This is a genomic window from Heyndrickxia sp. FSL W8-0496 (assembly GCF_038007825.1).
GTDB lineage: Bacteria > Bacillota > Bacilli > Bacillales > Bacillaceae_C > Heyndrickxia > Heyndrickxia oleronia.
The window spans coordinates 698,778-723,041 of the sequence record NZ_JBBOXX010000001.1 but is presented as its reverse complement, the minus strand read 5'-3'; the positions used below and the strand labels follow the sequence as shown (position 1 = coordinate 723,041).

Below are 24,264 nucleotides of genomic sequence, written 5' to 3'. Positions count from 1 at the left end.
AAAACTAGAATGCCCCCATTTATTGTTTAACAGCAAATTTTGCCTTTGCCTCTAAACGGCGACGATGTAAGATTGGTTCGGTATATCCATTTGGTTGATCATAGCCTTTGAAGACTAGGTCACAGGCAGCTTGAAAAGCAATAGAATTAGAGTAATCCTCTGACATCGGTCGGTAATTAGAATCTCCCGCATTTTGCTCATCGACTATTTTGGCCATCCGCTGGAATGTTTCCCGTACTTGATCCTCCGTGCATATTCCATGATGGAGCCAATTCGCGATATGCTGACTCGAAATTCGTAAAGTTGCCCGATCCTCCATTAAAGCAACATTATGAATATCAGGGACTTTCGAACAGCCGATACCTTGTTCCACCCAGCGAACAACATAGCCAAGAATGCCTTGTGCATTATTATCTAATTCTTGCTGAATCTCTTCAGGCTCCCAATCAATCTGACTGGCTGCAGGAATCGCGAGAATATCCCTCAGTAAATCCACGCTTTCTTTTTCCAGCTTTTCCTGTACCTCTGTCACATTCACTTGATGGTAGTGAAGAACATGCAAAGTGGCAGCTGTTGGTGAAGGCACCCAAGCTGTATTAGCCCCTGCTTTGACATGACCAATTTTTTGCTTTAACATATCTGCCATTAAATCTGGCATCGCCCACATCCCTTTCCCAATTTGTGCATGACCCTTGAATCCACTTGCTAGACCTACCATGACATTTGATTTCTCATACGCCAGGAGCCATTTCGCTGATTTCATATGATTTTTCCGAATCATTGGACCCATTTCCATCGAAGTATGAATTTCATCTCCTGTCCGGTCCAAGAACCCCGTATTAATGAATACAATTCGATCCTTCACCTGTCGAATGCATGCCTTCAAGTTTAATGATGTACGTCGTTCCTCATCCATCACCCCAATTTTTAACGTGTTTCGTTTTAACCCGAGCAAGTCTTCCACGCGATCAAAAAGTTCATTACTAAATGCTACCTCTTGTGATCCATGCATTTTGGGCTTGACGATATAAATCGATCCCTTCGTGGAATTTTGATAGGCACCGTTTCCAAGTAAGGAATGTTTGGCTAGTAAACTAGTAAACACGGCATCTAATATTCCTTCAGGAACTTCGTTGGCATCTTGGTCTAGTATCATATTACTGGTCATTAAATGTCCTACATTTCGTACAAACATGAGAGAACGACCCTTTAAACGAACCTCTTCTCCAGTAAGCGAAGTATATAGTCGATCACTATTTAGAGTTCTGGTGATTATTTGGTCTCCTTTTTTAAACGTAGCACTCAAATCTCCCTTCATAAGTCCAAGCCAATTACGGTAAACGAGTACCTTATCCTCAGCATCTACTGCAGCAACTGAATCCTCACAATCCATAATCGTCGTTAATGCTGATTCTAAAAGAATATCTTTAATACCCGCTTGATCGGTTTGACCAATTGGATGAGTAGGGTCAATTTGAATTTCTAAATGGAGTTTATTATTTTTTAATAAAATAGCGGATGGCTCCTCCGCTGTTCCTTGATAGCCAAGACATTTAGACTCATCTTGGAGACTTGTCATTTGGCCATTTCTAAGTAAAATCGTTAGTTTCCCATCAACAATAAAATATTTCGTTGCGTCACTATGTGAAGCTCCTTTTAATGGGACGACTTGATCCAAAAACTCTCTAGCAAACTGAATGACCTTTTCCCCGCGAATCGGGTTATAGCTTCCTTCCTGTTGAGCTCCCGCTTCCTCACTTATTGCATCAGTCCCATAAAGCGCGTCATACAGGCTTCCCCACCGAGCATTTGCAGCATTTAATGCATAGCGTGCATTATCAACAGGAACGACAAGCTGTGGTCCTGCTTGAATGGCCACCTCGTCATCGACATGTTCAGTTAGTATGTTAAAATCCTCGACCTCAGGCTCTAAATAACCAATTTCCTGCAAAAATGTTTGGTATTTATGAAAATCAAACTCCTGATTTTCACGGTGCCAAGCGTTTATTTGATTTTGTAAATTATCACGTTGAGCCAATAATGCTCTATTTTTCGGAGTTAAATCTTTTATTAAGGTTTCTAATCCATTCCAAAATGGCTCCTGATCCACCTTGCTACCTGGTAAAGCTTCGGTATTAATAAATTCATAAAGTATTCGGGCTACTTGAAGATTACCTACCTTTACAAAATCATTCATCGTTTCTTTTCCTCCTTATTTAAATCTTTCAATCGAATATGGAGCAATCGATAAGGATGTATCTCCGTCGACTAATAATTCTGTCATTAATGTCCCTACTAAAGGAGACAGCGTGACTCCACTATGCATTGTTGCGACATAAAGGTTTTTGACAGAAGGAACCTTCCCAATAATCGGCAACCCATCTTCTGGGACAGCACGAATACCTGAAAAGGCTCTGACAACCTTTGCTTTACCAAGATCAGGTATGTAATACTTCGCCATATTTGCGGTCTCTTGAATGACATCTAATGTAGTTGAGCGATTAAAGCCTGCTTCCTCCATAGAATAGCCGATTAATACTTCGCCATTATTTGTCTGTCTCATCCCACTGATCGTATAATTGATAAACGGCTTTAAAGGTTCAGTTACGAGAATTTGGCCCCTTACCTGGTTCACGGGTATATGAATTCCTAGCATTTTCCCCAGTTCTATCGACCATGTGCCACCAGCTAAAATCAAGTTTTTACAAATATACTCACCTTTTTTGGATACAATGATGAATTGGTCGTTTTTCTTTTGAATATCGAGGACTTGATTATAATACGAATAATCGATGCCATTCTTCTTTGCCGCTCTCATATACATATCAACCAATCTGAAGGGATTTACATTTCCATCGATTTTGCTAAACGTTGCCCCAGCAACATTTGGATTAATAGACGGTTCCTTTTCGATCACTTCTTCACGTGACAAAACCTTGATTTTTATTCCTATTTCCCGATAGGAATCTGCTAATCGTTTGGCTTTATCACGATCTTTCTCATTAAAAAATGGGGAGAGCCCACCCGTTCTTTTATATTCCACATCTCCAATTTTTTTGGCTAAATAGGGATAAAGTTCAGCACTGTACATACTGAATTCAGCATAGGATGATGGGGTTTTATTATGTACCCAAACCCAGGCTTGGGTGGATCCCGAAGTACCGGAAAGGGGATATTTTTTATCAATGACGAGGACGCCCTCTTTATACCGTTCAGATAGATGGTAGGCAATACTATTTCCAATGACTCCCCCTCCAACGATAATCGTTTCATAGGCTGTAATCATTTCATCTCACCTTCCCATCTTCGAGCTCAACCTCATCAAGAACCGACTTCACAGCAGAAAAATGTTGACTGTTTGTAGACAATGTTTCTATTGAAATAGGAGATATAGGCATTCTTGTTCGTGGGAGGGGGATCTCCTCATACTCTTTTCCCGTTTGTTCATGAATCATTGCTGAGACAAGATCAGCACACATCTTTGCTTGACATGGCCCCATGCCACATCGTGTGATCCGTTTAATATCATCAAAGGATTCCGCACCTAGACGAATAACCTCTTCAATTTCCTCATAACTTAACTCCTCACAGCGACAAATAATCGTTTCTTTATCCATATGATTCTCCTTTCATCCTTTCGAGAGTAAGTTGTCTCTAAGAAATAAATTGATCCTTTAGCTGAGGATGGAGGAAATTTTGAATATGTGTCATTCTTTCTATCCATAAATGAGGATCTTGTTTAGACTCTATTATTTTTATCTCTTTAAATAATGAATCTCTTAAGCTATTGGCTTCATCAATCTCCAAAGCACCAAGATCCTCACACACACTTATTCCGGCGAGCATTCCTGTTAGCAGAATAACTCCATGAAACGATACTCCAGCAGCATTTCCACCTAGATAGACCCTATTTTGACTAGATTGGAGGCGTTCATTATATTGAGGGACCCATCCTCCAAGCTTTTCCTGGTAGCTAAAGGCACAATCCAATTGGTAAAATACGTCTGTAATCGGTTTTCTCCCACCATCTACACAAACAAGATCCGCATGGAATGCTTTTATTTCCTGATCGAGCTGCACATAAACCTCTTCAACCTGACCATTTCCTTTTACCTCAGTAATAAAGGAATCGAGATAATAAGGGATATGTTCTTCTTTTATTCTTGCTATTTTGTCTTGATTGAGTGCTGTTAGTTTATTGGATTTCTCAATGATTCCTTCTATTTCAACGCCAACTTGTTTCAATTGAATCGCTACATCTAGCGCAAAATCACTTGAACCGCAAATGACTGTCTTTTTTCCTGGGACGACAAAATTTCGATTGATTAATGTTTGCGCTGCACCAATCGTCATCACACCTGGTAATGTCCATTTCTTAAAAGGAACAGCCCGTTCAGCAGCACCTGTTGTTACAATGACTTTCTTTGCCGTTATCGAAAAAACATTATTGCCATCGGATACACCAATACTTCCATCTTGATATAATCCTACAAATGTATGATTTAGTAGTATTTTCGCGTGATATTCATTTAATTGACTGATTAATAACTCGGCTAATTCAAATCCTCTCATTGGTGAAAATTGCGCTGGTAAAAGCGATAGCATCTGGGTTTGTTGGACAAGCTGACCACCAAGATAGCTAGATTCATCAATCACAACAACATCTAATCCTCTCGATACGGTTTCAAATGCTGCCATTAATCCTGCAGGACCTGCACCGATAATGAGTACATCAGTTTCCATGGCTATCTCTCCTTACATCTGGATCCCCCATATTCGGAAATATCTCCATTTTATCCTCAACCATTTTCATACAAGTTCGAACATGGTCTTCGCCGTTCACTGTCATATAGCAGCTACAGCATCTGCCACGGGAACAAAATAGACCTCTCGCCTGCATAAGCTTTCGACTTTCCCCGAATTTTTTTACACCGTTTGCGATTAATGCAGCAGCGACAGTCTGTTGTTTATAGGCACGGAGTGGATTTCCATTAAAATAAATGGTAACGGGGTCGTGTAAACGCTCTCCCAATATTGGATGGTTGTTGATATGCATGAATACACCTACTTTTCTTTTGCTTTATTCGCATCCATTTACTATATTTCAAATGATATAATATTATAACTTTTATAATGAAAAATCCTTGCTTATTTCAAGACAGCAAGATTAGTTTAGTTCACCTTTAAACGATTTCTAAGAGGATTATAAGCAGTAATATCCATTTCCAACTCTTCACCCATTGCTAAATTTGCAGCTAGTGAACCAACATATGGACCCATTGTTAATCCTGAAGCACCTAGTCCGTTAGCAATGACTATTCCTTTTACAGTCGGAATCTGTCCTAAATATGGTAGAATATCTTGCCCAATTGGTCTAAATCCAATTCTTACTTCCTGCAAAGTACCCTCTGAAAGTCCTGGAGCAACATGGAGTGCTTCATGAAGAACATCCTTTAAACCTGCTGCGGTTACACGATAATCAAAACCGGAGCCAGTTTCCCGTGTTGCACCAACGACTACCCGTGAATCTTCAAATGAAACGAGATAATGGCTACTTTGCGGTAGAATGACCGGCCATTTTGATGTATCCTGATCTGGAAGATGTAAATGAACAATTTGACCACGCTGTGGTTCAACCGGCGTATCAATACCAAGTGGCGCAAGTAACTCTGGAGCCCACGCGCCTGCTGCTATAACCACAGAGTCAGCCGAAATAAATTCATTATTTACATAAGCTCCTACTACTCTCTCATTTTTAATCTCGAGACTGGCAACACCAGTATAGGACTGTGCACCATGTTTCTCTGCTCCTCGTTTAAGAGCATCTCTTAGTAATCGACCATCTACTCTAGCGGCTCCAGTGACATGGACAGCTTGTAGATCTTCTCTTAAAGGAGGAAATAGTTGACGTGCTTCTTCGGCAGATAATCGACTAACAACTCCTACCTCCGGTGTTTCTGATTGACGCTCTCTAACCTTTTGTTCAATCACATTTAATTCATCCTCGTTAGTACTAACAGCTAAAGCACCTACTAATCCATATCCAAGATTGCTTTCACCATCTTCTTTTAGTTGGGAAACAAGTTTCGGATAGTAGCAGGCACCACCTCTAGCAAGGGTGTAAAAATCTGGATCATCAACCCTAGAAATCCATGGACATACGATTCCAGCGCCAGCAGCAGTCGCTTGACCTTCATGTTGTTTATCAATAATAATTACTTCTGCTCCCTTTCTAGCCAAATGGTAAGCTGTACTAGCTCCAACAATTCCTGAACCTATTACAATTATTTTCATTCCTTCACTGCCCTTCTTTATTTTTTCTACCGGTACTCTATCAAGATAAAGTACTTACATTTATTGGGTAATGACAGGATACAAAATGTTCATCCCCAACATTTCTAAATTCTGGTTTTTCTACTTTACATTTTTGCTTTCTAAATGGACATCTTGTATAGAATCGGCAACCACTTGGTAAATCCGTTTGGTCAGGTAGATCATCTTCCAAAATAAACTGTTCCTTACGCTCTCTTAATGTTGGGTCTGGGATCGGAACAGAAGATATTAAGCCACGAGTATATGGATGAAGTGTATGATTAAAAAGCTCTTCTTTTGATGATAGCTCGACAACTTCTCCCATATACATGACAGCGATTCGATCACTTATATATTTAACTGCCGGAATACCATGTGCGATGAAAATATAGGTTAAATTAAATTTTTTTTGTAAATCCATTAATAAATTTAAGATTTGTGCTTGAATAGAAACATCTAAAGCCGAAACAGGCTCATCACAAATGATTAATTTCGGTTTTAAAGCTAGTGCACGAGCAATTCCGATTCTTTGCCTTTGCCCACCACTAAATTCATGGGGATATCGCCCAGAGAATGATCGATCTAACCCAACTGTTTCCATTAATTCATAAACTGTTTGCTCTAATTCCTTTCCTTTTGCTACTTTATGAGTTCGAAGTGGTTCTGCAATAATATCAAATACTCTCATTCTAGGATTAAGTGAGGAAAATGGATCTTGAAATACCATTTGGATATCTTTTCTTATTTTTTGCATTCCTCGTTCTGATAGTTTCGTAATATCAGATCCTTCAAAAATGATTTTTCCTTCTGTAGGCTCAAGCAATCGTAAAATAGTATTTCCAGTTGTAGATTTTCCACATCCTGATTCGCCTACTATCCCTAATGTTTCTCCTTTTTTTACAATTAAATCAATTCCATCCACAGCTTTTACATACTGCTTTGTTTTTCCAAAAAAACCTGTAGAAATAGGAAAATATTTTTTTAACCCTTCAATTTCTAATAGGGTTTCATGCTCTTTTTTCGTATCATCGTTGGTGGTAACAGTCATAGATTAATCACCTCTTCGTCACTATGAAGCCAACATCTTACTTCAGAACCATCTTTAGCTTGAACTAATGAAGGTTCTTGTTTTCTACAAATATCCATCGCATAAGGACAGCGCGGATGAAACTTACATCCAACAGGCAATTCAGAAGGAATAGGTACATTTCCTTCAATCGATTCTAATTGATCCTTTAATTGGTGTATTTTTGGTGTACTATTTAGTAATCCCTTTGTATAAGGATGCTTTGGATTCTTAAAGATGTTAAAAACATTATCTTGCTCTACAATTTGACCAGCATACATGACAATCACTCGATCCACCATTTCTGCCACTACACCTAAATCATGAGTAATCATAATAATGGATGTTCCATATTCTTCACTTAATTTTTTCATTAGCTTTAAAATTTGCGCTTGAATGGTAACATCAAGAGCAGTTGTCGGCTCATCCGCAATTAGTAATTGTGGATTACAGGATAATGCCATTGCGATCATGACCCTTTGCCTCATTCCTCCGCTAAGTAGGTGTGGAAAGGAAAAATAGTGTTTTTCCGCTCTCGGGATTCCAACCTTTTTTAACATTTCGATTGCTTTCTTTTTCGCTTCTTTCTTATCTACATTTTGATGGAGTCGAATCGCCTCTGATATTTGACTTCCAACAGTAAACACTGGATTTAAGGAAGTTAATGGCTCTTGAAATATCATTGAAATTTTATTGCCTCTTAATTGCCGCATTTCCCGCTTGGAGTACTTCAATAAATTTTTTCCATCGAACAGTATTTCCCCACCAACAATTTTTCCAGGCTCACTAACCAATTGTAGAAGAGAAAGAGACGTTACACTTTTTCCACATCCTGATTCACCGACAATACCAACTGTTTCTCCTTTTCTCACTGAAAAGGAAACACCATTTACAGAAGCAACCGTTCCACTGTCTGTAAAGAAATGTGTTTGTAAATCCTTCACTTCTAATAGTGTTTGAGTTTTAGCCATGTTATTCCCCCCTTCCTATTTTCTTCCTTGTGTTCGTGGGTCTAATACATCACGAAGCCAATCACCTAAAAAGATAATCCCAAGAACGGTAATTGTTATGGCAATCCCAGGGAACGTTGCTAGCCACCAGTTCGTAGCTAGATAATTCCTACCATCCGTCAACATTCCTCCCCATGAAACAGTTGGGGGCTGTATTCCTAATCCTAGAAAGCTTAAGGAAGCTTCTAAGATAATGGTTGTAGCAACACTTAAAGTCGAAATAACGATAAAAGAGGAAATAATATTAGGAAATATATGCTTTAACATAATCGTTGCATTTTTTGTCCCGATGGACTTTGATGCCTTTACAAACTCCCTCTCTTTAATACTTAGTACCTCGCCCCTTACTACCCTTGCATATGTAACCCAGTTGGTAAATCCAATGACGACAATGAGAACCATAATGCTAGGTTCAAATACAGCTAGAACAACTAAAATAAATAGAATACTTGGTATTGCAAGGAAGGAATCCACGATTCTCATTAAGATATTATCGATTACTCCACCATAATATCCTGCCAATATTCCAACTAAGATGCCGATGATACCTGCTAAAATTACGGAAAAAATTCCTACTAACAATGACACTCGAGTCCCATATATAATTCTACTTAAAATGTCTCTCCCTAAATTGTCCGTTCCAAGTAGATAAGTCGTAGAACCTCCGTCCAACCAAGCAGGCGGCTTCAGCATGTCTCCTAGATTATTTGCAGCAGGGTTATGTGGAGCTAAAATATTTGCAAAAATAGCAATAAACACAACAGCAAAGACAATGATGAACCCCATGGTGCCCGTTTTACTTTGCAGTAATAATTTTATTAAACGCAAAAAATGGTTATGTTTCGTATTTGCTACCGGTTTATTTACGTTAACAACCTGATCCTGATTCACATTTACTTCCACATCTTCACCCCCTATGAATAATTAATTCTTGGATCAAGTAAACGATAAATGAGGTCGGTTATGAGGTTAATTAAAATAACTAGAATAGCAATAACGAAAACCGCCGCTTGTACCACTGCCATATCCCTACCATTGACCGCTTGAACTAATAATTGCCCTAGTCCAGGCCAAGAAAAGACAGTTTCGGTAATTAATGCACCACTTACTAAATGGGTTACTTGTAATGAAGTAATCGTTACAACTGGAATCAGTGAATTTCGAAAGGCATGTTTGTAAACAACCAGTGTCTCACTTACCCCTTTACTTTTTGCTGTCCGGATATAATCCTGGTTTAAAATGTCTAACATACTTGAACGAACTAACCTTGTCATTTCAGCTGCTACCCCAGTTCCTAGAGTAATAGCTGGCAAAATTAAATGAGCCCATGTTCCCCTGCCTGAAACCGGAAATATTTGATAGTTTACGGCTAACATGAGAATAAGCATAATTCCCAGCCAAAAACTCGGCATTGCCTTTCCTAAAACAGATCCACCTGTAATGAATAGATCTACAAAGCTATTTCTCTTTTGTGCTGAAAAAATCCCTAATGGGATGGCAATAATTATGGCAATCAACATAGAAGCAGCTGCTAGCTCAAAAGTAGCGGGAAGCCGTTCTAATACTAATGGCAAAGCTTCTTGATGATAGCGAAATGATGTTCCAAAATTCCCCTGAATTAAATCACCGATAAAATGAAAATATTGATATAAAAATGGTTGATTAAGTCCAAGTGCTGTTCTCAACGCTTCTCGATCAGCTTCAGAAGCATCTTCTGGCAACATTAAAGCAACCGGGTCACCAGCTAGATAAACTAAAACGAATACGACAAATGTAATAATAAATAAAACTGGTATAATTTGTAGCAATCTCTTCACCAGATACTTCTTCAATTCTTAGTCTCCTTTCAGAAACGGGACTAGCTTTTCTTTCCCAGTCCCGTTCATTTTCATCTCCCAAACAACAACTTACTTCAAAGAAATATCCGAAAAATTAATTACTTCATCTAACCTTGTTTGGAATGCAACCCGATCTGAAACTCCATAGTTAGCATTTTGTTGGAATAAGAAAATATGTGGTCTCTCCTCAGCAACAATGGATTGAATTTCTTGATACTGTTTGATTCGTTCCTCTTCATTCAAGTTTCTTCCGGCATCATGAAAAAGCTTTTCTACCTCCTGATTGTAATAATCGGTTTGTCCTGCTGCACGATCCTTTGTATAGTGAACCAATGAATAAGAAGCATCCAACAACCCATCTGCCAAGCCAATCATCAACAATTCTTTATTGGAGTTTGAATTATATTCATCTAAATACGCGCTAGACTCAAGTAACTTTAAATTAACTTTAATACCCGCCTCACCTAGCATACTCGCTACTAATTGAGCCACCTCTCCATCAAGTGGGTATCTTCCTTTCGGTGCTGTTAATGTAATCTCTAGTCCGTCCTTATAACCAGCTTCCGCTAATAATTTTTTTGCCTTGTCAAGATCATATTCATACGTGTTATATAAGTCTGGATTAGAACCAACTACCCCTTCAGGTACACGTGTTCGAACAGGGACTCCTGTCCCTTTTAGAACAGAATCAACAATTGCCTTTTCATTTATAGCTAAGTCAATCGCTTCCCTTACTTTTGGGTCAGAAGTAGCAAACCCCTTTGTTGTTCTAACAACTAAAAGCATGACACGAGTTGTATCTCCATTTAACAGTGACACACCCTCTTCTCCATTTACTCGGTCCCATTCATTCGGTGGAATATCCGTTGCAATATCTACTCCCCCAGTTAGTAATTCCCCGACTCGAGTAGAGCTCTCAGGTATTGCTCTCACAATGACTTCCTTCCATTTCGGTGATCCACCAAAATAATCAGTAAATCCTTCTAAAACAACTCGATCATCACGATCCCATTTAACAAATTTATAGGGGCCAGAACCGATTGGTTTCTTTAAAAACTCATCCATCCCTACTTTTTCGATATATTTTTTCGGCATGATATCTGCGCCACTTTTGGCTAAAAGTCTTAATAATGTAGGCATAGGACCATCCGTTATAATTTCAAAATTCAAGTCATCAATAACATTTATCTTTGAAAGCTGTGTAAAATACGGAAATTCCTTTAATGTCTGATCCTTCATCACTCGTTCAAGACTATATTTGACATCTTCAGCAGTCAAAGAATCCCCATTATGAAATTTTACTCCTTCCTTTAACTTAAACTTCCATGTTACTTCATCAACATTTTTGTATGATTCCACTAGTTCTTGTTGAATTTCCATTTTATCGTCCCTATTGAATAATCGACTAAACATGTTCCTAAACACACGATCACCGGTTGTACTTAACGAATTTTGCGGATCTAATGTCGTAATATCAGCACTTTGTGCTAAAATTAATGTAGTTTTGTCTTTCCCCTTTTTTCCATTACTACTTTCCCCTGTAGAAGATTTGCTACTACATCCAGCAATCATGAATGCCATAATAATACAAGCCACAAGAACGAACCTAAAAGACTTTTTCATAATTTTTCCCCTTTACCCATTGATAATTTTTAAAATTTCAGATTATTTTCCATCTAAAATTATTAATAACTGCGGCTGTAACCTTAATTCCTTGAATATAATCATCAATGAATATATTCTCATTCGGCGCATGATAATTAGATTGGAGATTAGCGACACCTATTTGTACTGCTGGAATATTTGTATTTTTTAACATTTTATACATTGGACTTGACCCTGCTAAATTGCGCAAAATAACAGGTGGTTCTTGATAAACTTCATCCATGCTTTTAAGAACAGTATTTACAAATGGATGATTAGGATCTGTATTAAATGGATGCAAACCATGTGCTTGCTTAATCTCAATATCGTTAAATCCATGTTTATCTAAGTAATTTCTTAACAATTGTGCAATTTTCTCGGGTGATTGATTGGGGACTAAACGAAAATCTAATTTTACCCTTGCAATTGATGGAAGGACGGTTTTTGACCCTTCTCCGATATAGCCTGACTCAATTCCACATATTGTGCATGTCGGGTCCGCAGTCAACCTTTCCTTTAATGCATCTCCTGATACATTTTTCAAAAATTTAGATATTCCGTATAATTTCTTTGTAGCTTCCTCATCATAAATCATCGATCCAATAAACTTTTTGTCTAAATCACTCAATGGGACGATATCGTCATAAAATCCTTCAATTAATATTTCTTCTTGTTCATTTTTCAATGTACTCAATGCCCAAATGAGCCTCCAAGCTGGATTCTCAATAATTGCTGCTTCTGAAGAATGTAAGTCCGTATTGGCTCCCTTACAAGTTAATTCAACATAACATATCCCTTTCACACCTAATCCAATATGTGGACGTTTGCTTTCAACTTCTCTCGAACCACCTTCCCAAATGATTCCATTTGTTTTAAGTTTGTTAGGATGCTCTTTCGCAAAAAATTCCAAGTGTGGACTTCCTACTTCTTCCTCTCCCTCAAAGATAAATTTAAGATTGATAGGTACTTTTCCATATATTTGTTGATAGGCATGTACAGCACATATTCGAGCAATCAGGTTTCCTTTATTATCCGCAACCCCCCTTGCAAAAATTTTCCCTTCTCTTATGCTGGCTTCAAATGGAGGGCTTTTCCAATGATCAATTGGGTCTTCAGGCTGTACATCATAATGATTATAGAATGTGAGTGTTTTATCATGACCTTCTCCTAGTTCGCCATAAATAATCGGATATCCATCTGTTGTTATTTCTTCAACCTCAACATTGATCATATTTAGAAATCTTTTTACAAGCTCTTTCATTTCTACCATTCCCCGATTTTGGGCAGATACGCTAGGTTGATTACATGCTTCGATTAACCAATCAAGATACATATCAGCATGATCTTCAATGTACCGAAAAACTTTTTCCATTCGAGCTTCATCCTTTCCAGGTTTGGGATAAATAAGTTAAAATATAAAAATATAATATTATAACTTTATATTTTATGAGTACAAATTAGACCTTATATCACTAAAGTCTAATTTCAATATAATATCTCGATTTTTCTTGTCTAATAATGAATCTTGAATATTCAATAATTTTCTGATCCTCTGTATGCGTAAACCTCTCTAATACAAATAGCTGCTCGCCTTTAGATATGTTTAAAAGGGCTGCTTCATACTCATCTGCAATAATGGTAGAGAAAAAGATTTTGGCTTTCTCTAAGTTCATCCCATATTTATTCGTAAAAACATTATAGAAAAGGTTATCTTCTATCATCGTTTCAGTGAGACCTGGAAATAAGGAACTCGGAATATATGTATACTCAATCCCAACGGGAGTGTCCTCTTCAATTTTTAATCTGTGAATTTTGTAGACTTTATCTTTGGCATGAATGTTAAGCATTTTACCAATTTTCACACCGGCTTCTTCTTCCTTAAAGGATAATGACTTATGTGGGTGGTGTTTATCTTCCCCTGCTTCATTCCGCAGTGAAACGAGCTGGTATATATCTTTATCCTCCTTTCTGCTTACAAAAGTTCCCTTTCCTCTCTGACGATATAGAATTCCTTTGTTGACTAAATCATGTATGGCCCTTTTAACAGTGATGGTACTTACTTGGAATTGGGCTGAAAGCTCCTTTTCTGTCGGTAATTGATACCCAGGATCCCATTCACCTAAAAGAATTTTTTCCTCCAAGTAATCCTTTACTTGATGATATAAAGGTGTAGGTAAATTTTTATTTACTTTCATGTAATTCTCCTTAAATTGTTATAATATTATATCTTTTATTTCCACAATTTAAGTTTACTATCATTTAACTTAAACGCCTAGAAAATTATTATTTTTAAAGTATAACAGCAATAAAATAGATAATCAACATTATTTTTAGTTAATTTAAAATATTTAATTATTATTTATCTCACTAAAGCTCCAAAGAGATTTCTCTCTACGGAGCCTTCCTATCTTCTTAATATATCTACTAAGCTTTTTAAAATCCGAGGAGTACCAGATACCATAAATGGAAGCACAAGAACCGTCCCTATTTAGATGCAAATACCTTGCCAACACCTAATACCTTTTCAATTACGATCATTAATATAATGGTCAATATAATCATGATGCTTGAGATAGATGTAATAATAGGGTCGTATTGGTATTGCATATACGTATAGATTCTTACTGGTAGGGTTACAACATCCGTACTAACGATAAATAAGGCTACAGTCAAATCATCAAAGGAAGTAATAAAGGCAAAGATACAGCCCGCAATCACTCCGGATTTGATCATTGGTAGGGTAATGTGGAAAAATACCTTCCAGGAACTCGCTCCTAGATTCATAGCAGCTCGTTCAATGGAACGGTCAAAATCTACTAAACTAGCAACGACTAAACGTAGCACGAAAGGAACAGTTAAAATGATATGTCCAATAATCAAGGCAAGCGGACTGGCGGCAAGACCAATCCATGAATAATATTGAAGGAGTGCGACCCCAAACACGACGGACGGAATTAAAAGTGGTGAACCGACTAACTGTACAATTGCTTCTTTTCCCTTGAATTGATTTCTTACAATTGCAAGTGATGCTAGAGTGCCAATAACTGTTGAAAATATTGCCGTTCCTAATGCGACAACAATACTCAAAATAAACGATTGCATAAATTCAGGATGATTGATTAATTCGGTGTACCAGCGTAATGTCAAACCCTTTGGTGGAAACGTAATATATTCTGTCTTCGTCAAGGATGAAAATAAAACAACGACAATAGGTGCCAGTAAAAATAGATATACGATGATACAAAATGTATTTAACGTAAGTTTTGGAAGTCTTTTTCTCATTGAATAGCCACTCCTTTTTCAGAATAAGCTAATATTCTACTATAGATAATGATCGTAATAATGGCTAAAAAGATGAGAAGGAAACCAATTGCTGAACCATATGGCCAATTCAACATCACAGCCGTTTGTTCATAGGTTAAATAAGACATTACTTTTACTTGGGGTCCACCAAGAATGGCTGGTGTGACAAATGAGCTAACACTTAAGCTAAATACCATCACTGAACCAGCAAAGATTCCTGGTAAAGTTAGCGGCAACATGACTGAAAAAAAGGTTCTTGCAGAACTTGCTCCAAGATTTTGCGATGCCCTAATGACAGACGGATCTATTCTTTCGAGAGATCCCATAATCGTTAACACCATATAGGGAAACAACACATGAATCATCCCTAAAATAACGCTGAATTCTGTATAAAGTAAGGTAAGTGGTTGATTAATAATCCCTAAATCCATCAATGTATTATTAATGACTCCTTTATTAGAAAGAATAATGACCCAACCATAAGAGCGGATGACCATACTTATTAATAATGGCGATAATACGATAAGAGTTAAGAAGTTTTTTAATCTCCCTTTAACCTTTGAGATTTGGTAGGCAACTGGATAGGATATGATGATTGTGATGAATGTCGTAAGTAGCGCAATTTTCACAGTCCGCCATAATACACTTAAATAAAAGGAATCAGTTAGGAATTTGATATAATTTTGAAACGTCCATTCATTTCCAATTCCACTATTCGCATCAAAGGTTTTGAAGCTAGTTACAAATAGAAAAACTAAAGGAACTAAAAAGAAAAAGATGAAGATAAGTAGTGTAGGTAATAGTAATAACCAAATATCAAGTTTTTTCCTGAAATTTTTCTTCTTTTTTTGCTGTATTAACAATGATTGATCTTGATTCGTTGCGATTTCTCCTTGCATCGTCTCAACTCACCTCTTTTGAAGGTAATAAGTCCTCAGGCTCCCAATGGGTATAAACACTCTTTCCCTCTTCAATATGATGGGGATTCAACTCTGTATTTGAAATATCTGCAATGAGTTTTTTCTCTTTCACATTTAAAATATATCTTGTTTTTGAACCAAGGAATATTTTCCTTTCGACTCTTGTTTTGAAACCAATCCCACCTTCCTCCTGTGATATTTTGATCCTTTCCGGTCGAATAAAGAAACTCATTTCCTTATTTCCAGAGGTTTGAACAGGCACAAGCTGTTCATTACCATAAAAGCTAATTTTACATACATTATTTTCAAAGCTCTCAAGAACATTCCCTTGTACTTGATTTACTTCACCAATAAATTTCGATACAAAATCCGTTTTGGGATGATTATAAATGGTTGTGGGATCATCGACTTGTTCAATACATCCTTCATTCATAACAGCAATGCGATCAGATATAGCAAGTGCCTCCTCCTGATCATGAGTAACGAATATCGTCGTAATCTTTACCTGTTTCTGGATTGTTACAATTTCTTCTCTCATTTCTTGGCGGAGCTTCGCGTCAAGATTACTTAAAGGCTCATCTAGAAGAAGCACCTTTGGTTTAACGACCAACGCTCTTGCCAACGAAACACGCTGCTGCTGTCCCCCTGATAATTCCCTTGGGTAACGATTCTCAAAGGCAGACAATCTAACCATTTCTAATGCTTCTGCTACTCGAATTTTGATTTCATTATTTGGAACCTTACGGAGCTTTAATCCATAGGCTACATTATTAAATACGGTCATATGGGGGAATAGAGCATAATTTTGAAAAACCATGCCCATTTCCCTTTTATTTGGCGGAAGTAAGTGAACAGGTGCCCCATCCACCATGATTCTTCCTCCGTCAACATCCAAAAAACCTGCAATCATATTTAAGGTCGTTGTTTTCCCACATCCGGATGGTCCTAGAAATGATATGAGCTCACCTTGCTGAATATCTAAACTTAGCTGTTTTACAACCTCAACTTGATTGAAACTTTTAACAATATCCTGCAAACTTAAATAACTCATCCTATCACCTCTTCATTAATGCGAGATTTCAATTTCTTTATTGGCTCTTTCCGTCCATTCCGCACGTTTTTCATTGACAAGCTTCCAATTTACTTTGATTAATTTGTCAATTTCCTCCTGACCATATGGAATCTTCTTCGTAATCTCTCCTTCTAGTTTCACATTTTTATTAACGGGACCATCAAATAGCGCTTGTGAAAAATCCTTTTGAACCTCTTCACTTAATACATAATTTACAAATTTTTGTGCTAAATCATTATTAGGTGCATTCTTTACGACACTTATTGTTGACATCAATGCAATCGCACCTTCCTCAGGTACAACATATTCAATCGGGAAACCTGTGTCCTGCAATGTATACACCCGACTACTTCCCCACGCACTCGCTACTGTTTGTCCCTGTAAGAAGTAGTTAGATACATCGGCTGTTTTATCAAACGTTACGGCATTCTTTGCGATTTTTTTCAGAGCTTCAAAGCCCGGCTCTATATCTTCTTCACTTCCTCCATTAGCTTTTGCTGCCATGATGAGCAAGTGGACACCATAAGTATTTGCAATCGATGGTAATACTAAATTCCCTTTAAATTTGGAGTCTGCTAGATCATTCCATGATTTTAATGGCTCCCATCCGTTTTTCTCAAATAGTTCTTTGTTATAGGCAAGCCCTGTTGAGATAATTCCAAAGCCAATCCCAATATTATCTTCATCTTTTGCTATGTCATAAACATGTTCCATATTCGTAACTACTTTTTCATCTAATGGTGCTAAAAGTCCAAAGGCTTTTGCTTGTGCTTGTGGTCCATCATCTAAAAAAGCAACATCGATCTGTGGGTGATCCTTTTGTGCTTGTAGCTTTGATAATGTATCAACCGAGCTTCCGGTTATATACTTAACTTTTACACCATACTTCTTCTCAAATTTTGGAATAACTGATTCCTTCATTTTTTTCTCATAACTACCACCATAAGCCGCTAAAACTAACGTTTTGTCACTACCGTTACCTTCATTCGCTTTATTTCCTGTTTTGTTCCCACATGCTGACATCATCATAAGGAAAAGGCAAATGAATAATACAAAGAATTGTTTTTTCAACTTATTTCCCCCTTGTTCAATTTGTTATAAAACCAAATAACATCTACTACAAAATCAACTTTATTGTGACAATTCTGAAATTTTATCCCCTTAAGATTTTAATCATATAATCTTTGAGAATAAAATTTCTTATTGGGAATACATAAAAGGTGAAAAACCAATATAGTGAACGGTAATACTTCAACAATGCTTACGTTTTGAGTATGTCTAAGAGGACGATAAGCGGTAATATCTAACTCCAATTTTTCATTAGTTCATGTAATCCTCTTTTAACTAAAAATCCACTAAACTAAAGTTATAAAATTATAATATTATATTCTTTTAAATTAAAAATTATATGTAAAATTACAAGATATTTTTTATAGCTTTACTTCGATATAATACCTGGATTTCTCTTGCCTAATAATAAACCTTGAGTATTCAATAATTTGCTGATCCTCTGTATGTGTAAACCTCTCTAATACAAATAGCTGCTCGCCTTTAGGTATGTTTAAAAGGGCTGCTTCATACTCATCTGCAATAATGGTAGAGAAAAAGATTTTGGCTTTCTCTAATTTCACCCCATATTTATTCGTAAAAACATTATAGAAAAGGTCATCTTCTATCATTGTTTCTGTGAGACCTGGAAATAGGGAACTTGGGATATAGGTATATTCGATTCCTACTGGCGTCTCTTCTTCAATTTTTAATCTGTGAATTTTATAAACTTTTTCTTTTGCATTGATTTCAAGCATCTTACCAATTTTCACACCAGCTTCTTCTTCCTTGAATGACAATGATTTATGGGGATGGTGTTTTGATTCATCCGCTTCATTCCGGAGTGAAACGAGCTGGTATATATCTTTATCCTCTCTTTTACTGACAAAAGTCCCTTTTGCTCTTTGACGATAGAGAACTCCTTTGTTTACCAGATCATGAATCGCCCTTTTTACCGTAATGCTACTTACTTGAAATTGGGACGATAGCTCCTTTTCTGTTGGTAACTGAAAACCTGGTTCCCATTCACCAGAAATGATTTTTTCTTCTAGGTAATCCTTTACTTGATGATATAAAGGTGTAGGTAAATTCTTGTTTACTTTCATGTAATTCTCCTTAAATTGTTATAATATTATATCCTTTCTTTCCACAATTTAAGTTTACTATCATTTAACTTAAACGCCTAGAAAATTTATTTTTTTAAAGTATAACAGCAATAAAATAGATAATCAATATAGTTTTTAGTTAATTTTAAATATTTAGTTATTATATATTACTTTAAAGGATTAATGTGTTTCTTTTGGACTACTTAAATGAATTTATTATAAATATCGCAAATAAGCTTTTTTGATGTTTGTTATGAAGCAAAAAAACAAATGACGGATGCAGTTCTATTAGAAGAGGCTACACAAAAACATTGGAGTAGTATTCCACACCCGTCAATCCACTTTTCGGAGCGAACGTAGAAGAACTCATTAAGATTATTTAAAGACTACTCTTTTAATTCCAGCTATCCAAACTAAAGGAAGAAAGGAGAGCTCCAAAGAGATTTCTCTCTATGGAGGTTTCCTTTCTTCCTTATCTATCTATTAAGCTTTCGACAAAATCAGAGGAATACCATGCATCCAAAATGGAAGCAGAAGAACCGTCCCTATGCTTCTTTCATGTAATCGTTATATATTCTTTGGATCTCCTCTGGAATGGGTAAGTCTATTTCGATTAGTTTGCTTTTTATGTGATTATAGTATTCTATGCATTGTTGTTTTTTGTTTTGTTTGATTAGGAATTCTAATAGTTGGTACATATACTGTTCATTAAATTCATCGAGTTCTAGCATTTTTTGTAGGCAATTATATTTTAATAGTGAATTGGTGGAGGTTGAATTTTCTGTATATTTTTCGAGGATATTCAATACGCCTTGCTTTAGGTAGGATCGTATATGAATAGCCCAAGAATATTCTTCCTCTGCTAAAAAGTCATTTTCATAGCAATTTAAGAGTTTCTGAATGGACACGTCATCGTGATTTTCTTGATCTAATAATGCGTTGAGTTCATCTAAATCGCTTTTCATCTCAACATTTAATTGATAATGGTTATTGACTAATAAAATTGGTTCTTTAAGACCATTATCTTTGAGAAGCTTCCTTAATTGATAAATCGTTGTATGTAAATTGCTCGATGCCTTTTCAAAATCTAAATCTGGCCATAACTCCTCAATGATGACTGCATTTGCCATAGGCTGTTTTTGATGTAACCATAAGTATAAAAAAAGCTCACGTACCTTTCTTGTTCGCCACTTCATTACTTCATGCTGAGTATTATGTAAATAAAAACTACCTAAAGTATGAACATATAGGAGGCTCTTTTCGTGTTCTTTATTTTCCTCCATTTGTAGTTTCAATCTTTTTTGGACTTTAGTTAACGCTTTGATCAGTCGGTTTTCATGAACAGGCTTTAATAAATAATCTGTTGCCTCAACCTCAAATGCATCAATGGCAAATTGGGAATGTGCTGTTACGAATATCACCTGTAGGAATGGGTTCCTTTTCACTAGTTGTTTCGCCACTTGTATGCCTTGAATATCGATCATTTCGATATCTAAAAATATAACATCGACCGATTCTTTTTCAAGGAAGTGGAGGGCATCTACTGCATTCGTAAATGCCCCTTTTATCGAAACCTGAAATTGTGTGAGTCGCTTTAGGATGATACTTAACACATCAATAGCCATTTTTTCATCATCCACAATAATTATATTCATGCACCGCCACCCCCCGGTAATAGAATGACAATGGTTGTCCCTTTTCCTTCCTCACTGTATAAACGAAAACTAGCATTTTTCATTAATTTAAATTTTTTTAATGGATTCATATAACCAATACGAGAGCTTTCCTCGTTTAATAGTTGCTGCAGTTTTCCCTCTGGAATACCAACACCATTATCATATATTTTAATACGAACAAATTGCCCTTCTCGTTGTACACTTACTTCAATCGTACCGCCCTCTGGTTTCTTAGAAATGCCATGAAAAACAGCATTTTCTACCAATGGCTGAAGTGATAATGCAGGAATCATTAATTCAATAGATTCATCAATATCGTATTTTATCGTTAAACGATCACCAAAGCGCATCTTTTCGATATACAAGTATGCCTTTACAAGTTCAATCTCTTCTTCAATGGAAACAAAACTATTACGATAATGAACATTAAGCTTAGCTCGGAAATACGTTGCCAAACAGTAAAGCGCTTCTCGTGTATTATCCATATCTGTATAGCTCATACCAATAATTGTATTAAGAGTATTATAGACAAAATGCGGTGTAACCTGTGAAAACAAATACTTCATTTCCACCTCAATTGCATCAATTGAAGATTGTTTAACAGCTAACAAAGATTCAATTCGGATAAACAATTCATCCATCGAAACAGGCTTTTGTAAATAATCATTAGCACCAACTTGCAAGGTTAGCAATAGATCAGAATGCTTCATAATGGCTGTTAAAACAATGATTGGAAGCTCTAGCATGTCATAGTGCTTACGTACTCGTTTACATAGCTCATACCCTGACATCCCATTCATCATTAAATCAATTAACATACAATCTACTTGGTTTGTTTTAACATAGTCTACTGCATCAAAGCCATTATCAACAGCTATTACTGTATATCCCTTAAGAGCTAATGCGTCGGCTAACACCTTGATATTCACATGGTTATCATCCACCACAAGTATTTTCTTATCATTCCCTTTATAGATTAAAGGTAAATTAAGTTTAAGAACCTCTGTGGATGGATACGGAGCAAGCGTAGCTGATTGCTCATTGATCACTTGTTTTTGCACTGCAAGTGGCATTGTAAATGTAAATGTCGTGCCTTCGCCTAGCACACTTTTCACATGAATTTCACCGTTTAATTTCTCGACAATATTTTTAGCAATACTCAAACCTAAACCGAGCCCTTCTTTTTTATATTGATGATTTACTTGATAAAAGGCATTAAAGATACGGTCCAAATCTTGTGGAGGAATACCAGAACCTGTATCTCGAACTTCAATCATCATATGTTGCTGATTGACATATGCCGCCACAATAATTTCCCCAGACTTTGTATGTTTTATGGCATTATGCAATAAATTATACAGTACTTGCTTAAAGCGTAATTCATCGGTAAACATAGATGGAAGTTCCAAGTCTACATCAGCGATTAAACGTACTTGGCTATCCTTTGGCATGACACTCCGAATTTCCTCTACTACTTCGTTGATAACGGCTACTGAAACTTCAACTGGAGAAACTTTTACTTCCCCAGTCATTTGATTGGAGGAAAACAACAAATCCTCCACTAAATAACCTAAGCGCTGTGTAACATTATGAATTAATATCACTTGCTCCTGTTGAGGACGCTTCAATGGTCCCTGTGCACCTTCCATTAATGATTTTGCTAGATTTAAAATACCATTAAGGGGAGTTCGTAGTTCATGTGATGTTTTAAGTAAAAATTCATCCTTCATTTCATTATGTTTAAGTAATTCATCTGATAATGCTTCTATTTTCATAAATGCTACATTGGATCGATAGTTTAATAGCGAAGAAAAGCCTAATATCACAAGTAAAAACAATACGATTTCAGTATAATCAATAGGTATCCCCACTAAAAAGTTAAGAATGAGTAAAATAGTATAACAGCAAATAGCTGAAACAACGATTAAAACATAGCGAATCCCTTCAAGACGATTCACCATAACCCGAAACAGGGTCCACACATTATAGAAAATGATAGGTGCAGTAACCCCAATATAGGCTATACTCCTATACAAGGATTCCTCCTCTGAGGTAGCTCTAAGATTTTTTGTAATTGGATTATATATACCATAGAAAACAAAAACGATACCAAGCAAAATCATTATTATATAGATGGTTCTTTTTTTATGTAATTGTGGATACATAAAATTGATAAAAAGGGTTAATGACATTAGAGCAATGGGTATTACTCCTAACTGAAAATGAAGTTGCTTCAAAGGCGGAATATCAGGAAATAATAGAAAAAACGTTTTTTGGTTAATAAATGACATGTATAGCCCTAATGCTATTGTAAAGAGACCAAAGAATAGTTCTTCTTTCCGTTTCCGATTTTGCACATATGCAAGAATATAAATTGCTCCTAAGACAATATGCCCAATACTTATTAAGGCATCTACTGACACTTTCCATCGGTAATGTGTCTGGATGACCTCTTTCGTACCAAATTGAATCGGGAAAATAATGCCTGCACGAGATGAATAATAATTAGTAACTTGAATAATAATGTCCAGTTCACGATTGATACTTCGAGCAAATACCGTATATTTATCATCATTCTCTGAACCATATTCACTCAAAACTGTGCTAGGATTTCCCTTTGCCCCTACCTCTACCCCATTTATAAAAACACGATTGGCTTGGCGGATAGCCCGAATATATAAGCCATACTCCGCATCAATCGGCACCTTTACTTTTAGATGGTAAGTCCCCACAGAAAGACCTTCGTCATTCGGCTCAACATACTCATGCCAATCAGACGGAACTTCAATCGTAGTCCTCCTGTTATTATAGTTATCTAGCTTTTCCCCTGCGGGTATCAAAACATTGGGATAAAAGGACCAATCCCCATCTAGCTTTATAGGCTTCTTTAATTGTTCCGAGTCAATACTCGCGATACCATTTTTCACCATCCGCGGATCGTCGTTTAAGAAATAATGCCTATTCCCTAAGAAAAAGACAATAACAAACAGCATGATAATGCTCACGATAATTAATAGATTCTTTTTCATTATCATGTCTCCAAAAATTAATTAAATTTTATGTATGTTTCCATCTTATGTCTTTCTTTTTTTTATATCAACTCCCTTTGAGATACTAACATAGATTCCATGAACAAAATCTGAACAACTATATGACATGCCCTTTTGGTAACCCATGCTTTTGTCTTCAGCCAACATTTCTTTTTTCACTACCATAAAAACGCCCCATTAAGGTTAGTATGTTTCATTCCTTAACGAGGCGATTTTTATT

Annotated in this window: 21 protein-coding genes; all 21 read right to left on the bottom strand. The window is 36.5% G+C overall.

Annotation, left to right across the window (positions count from 1 at the left end):
• Nucleotides 1-19: 19 nt before the first annotated feature.
• On the bottom strand, nt 20-2,197 hold the full coding sequence (locus NST63_RS03825) for a malate synthase G (RefSeq protein WP_341041323.1): 2,178 nt from the start codon (nt 2,195-2,197) through the stop codon (nt 20-22).
• Between the two features lie 15 nt (nt 2,198-2,212).
• Nucleotides 2,213-3,286, bottom strand: a complete 1,074-nt coding sequence (locus NST63_RS03820; RefSeq protein WP_341041321.1) for an NAD(P)/FAD-dependent oxidoreductase — start codon at nt 3,284-3,286, stop codon at nt 2,213-2,215.
• Nucleotide 3,287: 1 nt separating this feature from the next.
• Nucleotides 3,288-3,617, bottom strand: coding sequence for a (2Fe-2S)-binding protein (locus NST63_RS03815; protein ID WP_212945473.1), 330 nt, complete (start codon nt 3,615-3,617; stop codon nt 3,288-3,290).
• A 37-nt stretch (nt 3,618-3,654) separates the two neighbouring features.
• Complete coding sequence (locus NST63_RS03810; protein WP_341041319.1) at nt 3,655-4,743, bottom strand: NAD(P)/FAD-dependent oxidoreductase; 1,089 nt, start codon at nt 4,741-4,743, stop codon at nt 3,655-3,657.
• The gene (locus NST63_RS03805) at nt 4,733-5,056 is read right to left on the bottom strand and encodes a (2Fe-2S)-binding protein (RefSeq protein ID WP_071974725.1); all 324 of its coding nucleotides are present in this window, start codon (nt 5,054-5,056) and stop codon (nt 4,733-4,735) included. Before NST63_RS03805 ends, NST63_RS03810 begins: the two co-directional genes overlap by 11 nt.
• A 116-nt stretch (nt 5,057-5,172) precedes the next feature.
• Complete coding sequence (locus NST63_RS03800) at nt 5,173-6,294, bottom strand: NAD(P)/FAD-dependent oxidoreductase (protein WP_341041318.1); 1,122 nt, start codon at nt 6,292-6,294, stop codon at nt 5,173-5,175.
• A 40-nt stretch (nt 6,295-6,334) separates the two neighbouring features.
• Nucleotides 6,335-7,360 (bottom strand): ABC transporter ATP-binding protein, encoded by a 1,026-nt coding sequence (locus NST63_RS03795; RefSeq protein WP_341041317.1) that lies wholly within the window; start codon nt 7,358-7,360, stop codon nt 6,335-6,337.
• Entirely contained in the window at nt 7,357-8,349 is a 993-nt protein-coding gene (locus tag NST63_RS03790; RefSeq protein WP_341041316.1) for an ABC transporter ATP-binding protein, read from the bottom strand. Before NST63_RS03790 ends, NST63_RS03795 begins: the two co-directional genes overlap by 4 nt.
• 15 nt (nt 8,350-8,364) lie before the next feature.
• The gene (locus NST63_RS03785) at nt 8,365-9,291 is read right to left on the bottom strand and encodes an ABC transporter permease (protein ID WP_436580532.1); all 927 of its coding nucleotides are present in this window, start codon (nt 9,289-9,291) and stop codon (nt 8,365-8,367) included.
• A gap of 11 nt (nt 9,292-9,302) precedes the next feature.
• A complete protein-coding gene (locus tag NST63_RS03780; RefSeq protein WP_180212263.1) occupies nt 9,303-10,220 on the bottom strand; it encodes an ABC transporter permease in 918 nt (305 codons plus the stop codon).
• Between the two features lie 75 nt (nt 10,221-10,295).
• Complete coding sequence (locus NST63_RS03775) at nt 10,296-11,849, bottom strand: ABC transporter substrate-binding protein (RefSeq protein WP_180212264.1); 1,554 nt, start codon at nt 11,847-11,849, stop codon at nt 10,296-10,298.
• Nucleotides 11,850-11,886: 37 nt separating this feature from the next.
• Nucleotides 11,887-13,242, bottom strand: coding sequence for a M20 family metallopeptidase (locus NST63_RS03770; protein WP_212945472.1), 1,356 nt, complete (start codon nt 13,240-13,242; stop codon nt 11,887-11,889).
• 100 nt (nt 13,243-13,342) lie between these two features.
• A complete protein-coding gene (locus NST63_RS03765; protein WP_180212266.1) occupies nt 13,343-14,065 on the bottom strand; it encodes a GntR family transcriptional regulator in 723 nt (240 codons plus the stop codon).
• A 289-nt stretch (nt 14,066-14,354) separates the two neighbouring features.
• Nucleotides 14,355-15,152 (bottom strand): ABC transporter permease, encoded by a 798-nt coding sequence (locus NST63_RS03760; protein ID WP_341041312.1) that lies wholly within the window; start codon nt 15,150-15,152, stop codon nt 14,355-14,357.
• Entirely contained in the window at nt 15,149-16,072 is a 924-nt protein-coding gene (locus NST63_RS03755; protein WP_071974836.1) for an ABC transporter permease, read from the bottom strand. Before NST63_RS03755 ends, NST63_RS03760 begins: the two co-directional genes overlap by 4 nt.
• A gap of 4 nt (nt 16,073-16,076) precedes the next feature.
• Complete coding sequence (locus tag NST63_RS03750) at nt 16,077-17,144, bottom strand: ABC transporter ATP-binding protein (protein WP_341041309.1); 1,068 nt, start codon at nt 17,142-17,144, stop codon at nt 16,077-16,079.
• 15 nt (nt 17,145-17,159) lie between these two features.
• A complete protein-coding gene (locus NST63_RS03745; protein ID WP_242598293.1) occupies nt 17,160-18,236 on the bottom strand; it encodes an ABC transporter substrate-binding protein in 1,077 nt (358 codons plus the stop codon).
• A gap of 359 nt (nt 18,237-18,595) precedes the next feature.
• Nucleotides 18,596-19,318, bottom strand: a complete 723-nt coding sequence (locus NST63_RS03740) for a GntR family transcriptional regulator (protein ID WP_341041308.1) — start codon at nt 19,316-19,318, stop codon at nt 18,596-18,598.
• Between the two features lie 545 nt (nt 19,319-19,863).
• Complete coding sequence (locus NST63_RS03735) at nt 19,864-20,973, bottom strand: response regulator (RefSeq protein WP_212945471.1); 1,110 nt, start codon at nt 20,971-20,973, stop codon at nt 19,864-19,866.
• On the bottom strand, nt 20,970-24,023 hold the full coding sequence (locus NST63_RS03730; RefSeq protein ID WP_341041307.1) for an ATP-binding protein: 3,054 nt from the start codon (nt 24,021-24,023) through the stop codon (nt 20,970-20,972). The genes NST63_RS03735 and NST63_RS03730 overlap by 4 nt, the downstream gene beginning before the upstream one ends.
• A gap of 45 nt (nt 24,024-24,068) precedes the next feature.
• Nucleotides 24,069-24,209, bottom strand: coding sequence for a hypothetical protein (locus NST63_RS03725; protein WP_212945469.1), 141 nt, complete (start codon nt 24,207-24,209; stop codon nt 24,069-24,071).
• Nucleotides 24,210-24,264: the final 55 nt, after the last annotated feature.

Bases quoted from the DNA above. Each gene is read 5' to 3' on its own strand.
- NST63_RS03825 (WP_341041323.1), bottom strand. From the start codon at position 2,197: ATGAATGATTTTGTAAAGGTAGGTAATCTTCAAGTAGCCCGAATACTT.
- NST63_RS03820 (WP_341041321.1), bottom strand. From the start codon at position 3,286: ATGATTACAGCCTATGAAACGATTATCGTTGGAGGGGGAGTCATTGGA.
- NST63_RS03815 (WP_212945473.1), bottom strand. From the start codon at position 3,617: ATGGATAAAGAAACGATTATTTGTCGCTGTGAGGAGTTAAGTTATGAG.
- NST63_RS03810 (WP_341041319.1), bottom strand. From the start codon at position 4,743: ATGGAAACTGATGTACTCATTATCGGTGCAGGTCCTGCAGGATTAATG.
- NST63_RS03805 (WP_071974725.1), bottom strand. From the start codon at position 5,056: ATGCATATCAACAACCATCCAATATTGGGAGAGCGTTTACACGACCCC.
- NST63_RS03800 (WP_341041318.1), bottom strand. From the start codon at position 6,294: ATGAAAATAATTGTAATAGGTTCAGGAATTGTTGGAGCTAGTACAGCT.
- NST63_RS03795 (WP_341041317.1), bottom strand. From the start codon at position 7,360: ATGACTGTTACCACCAACGATGATACGAAAAAAGAGCATGAAACCCTA.
- NST63_RS03790 (WP_341041316.1), bottom strand. From the start codon at position 8,349: ATGGCTAAAACTCAAACACTATTAGAAGTGAAGGATTTACAAACACAT.
- NST63_RS03775 (WP_180212264.1), bottom strand. From the start codon at position 11,849: ATGAAAAAGTCTTTTAGGTTCGTTCTTGTGGCTTGTATTATTATGGCA.
- NST63_RS03770 (WP_212945472.1), bottom strand. From the start codon at position 13,242: ATGGAAAAAGTTTTTCGGTACATTGAAGATCATGCTGATATGTATCTT.
- NST63_RS03765 (WP_180212266.1), bottom strand. From the start codon at position 14,065: ATGAAAGTAAATAAAAATTTACCTACACCTTTATATCATCAAGTAAAG.
- NST63_RS03760 (WP_341041312.1), bottom strand. From the start codon at position 15,152: ATGAGAAAAAGACTTCCAAAACTTACGTTAAATACATTTTGTATCATC.
- NST63_RS03755 (WP_071974836.1), bottom strand. From the start codon at position 16,072: ATGCAAGGAGAAATCGCAACGAATCAAGATCAATCATTGTTAATACAG.
- NST63_RS03750 (WP_341041309.1), bottom strand. From the start codon at position 17,144: ATGAGTTATTTAAGTTTGCAGGATATTGTTAAAAGTTTCAATCAAGTT.
- NST63_RS03740 (WP_341041308.1), bottom strand. From the start codon at position 19,318: ATGAAAGTAAACAAGAATTTACCTACACCTTTATATCATCAAGTAAAG.
- NST63_RS03735 (WP_212945471.1), bottom strand. From the start codon at position 20,973: ATGAATATAATTATTGTGGATGATGAAAAAATGGCTATTGATGTGTTA.
- NST63_RS03730 (WP_341041307.1), bottom strand. From the start codon at position 24,023: ATGAAAAAGAATCTATTAATTATCGTGAGCATTATCATGCTGTTTGTT.
- NST63_RS03725 (WP_212945469.1), bottom strand. From the start codon at position 24,209: ATGGTAGTGAAAAAAGAAATGTTGGCTGAAGACAAAAGCATGGGTTAC.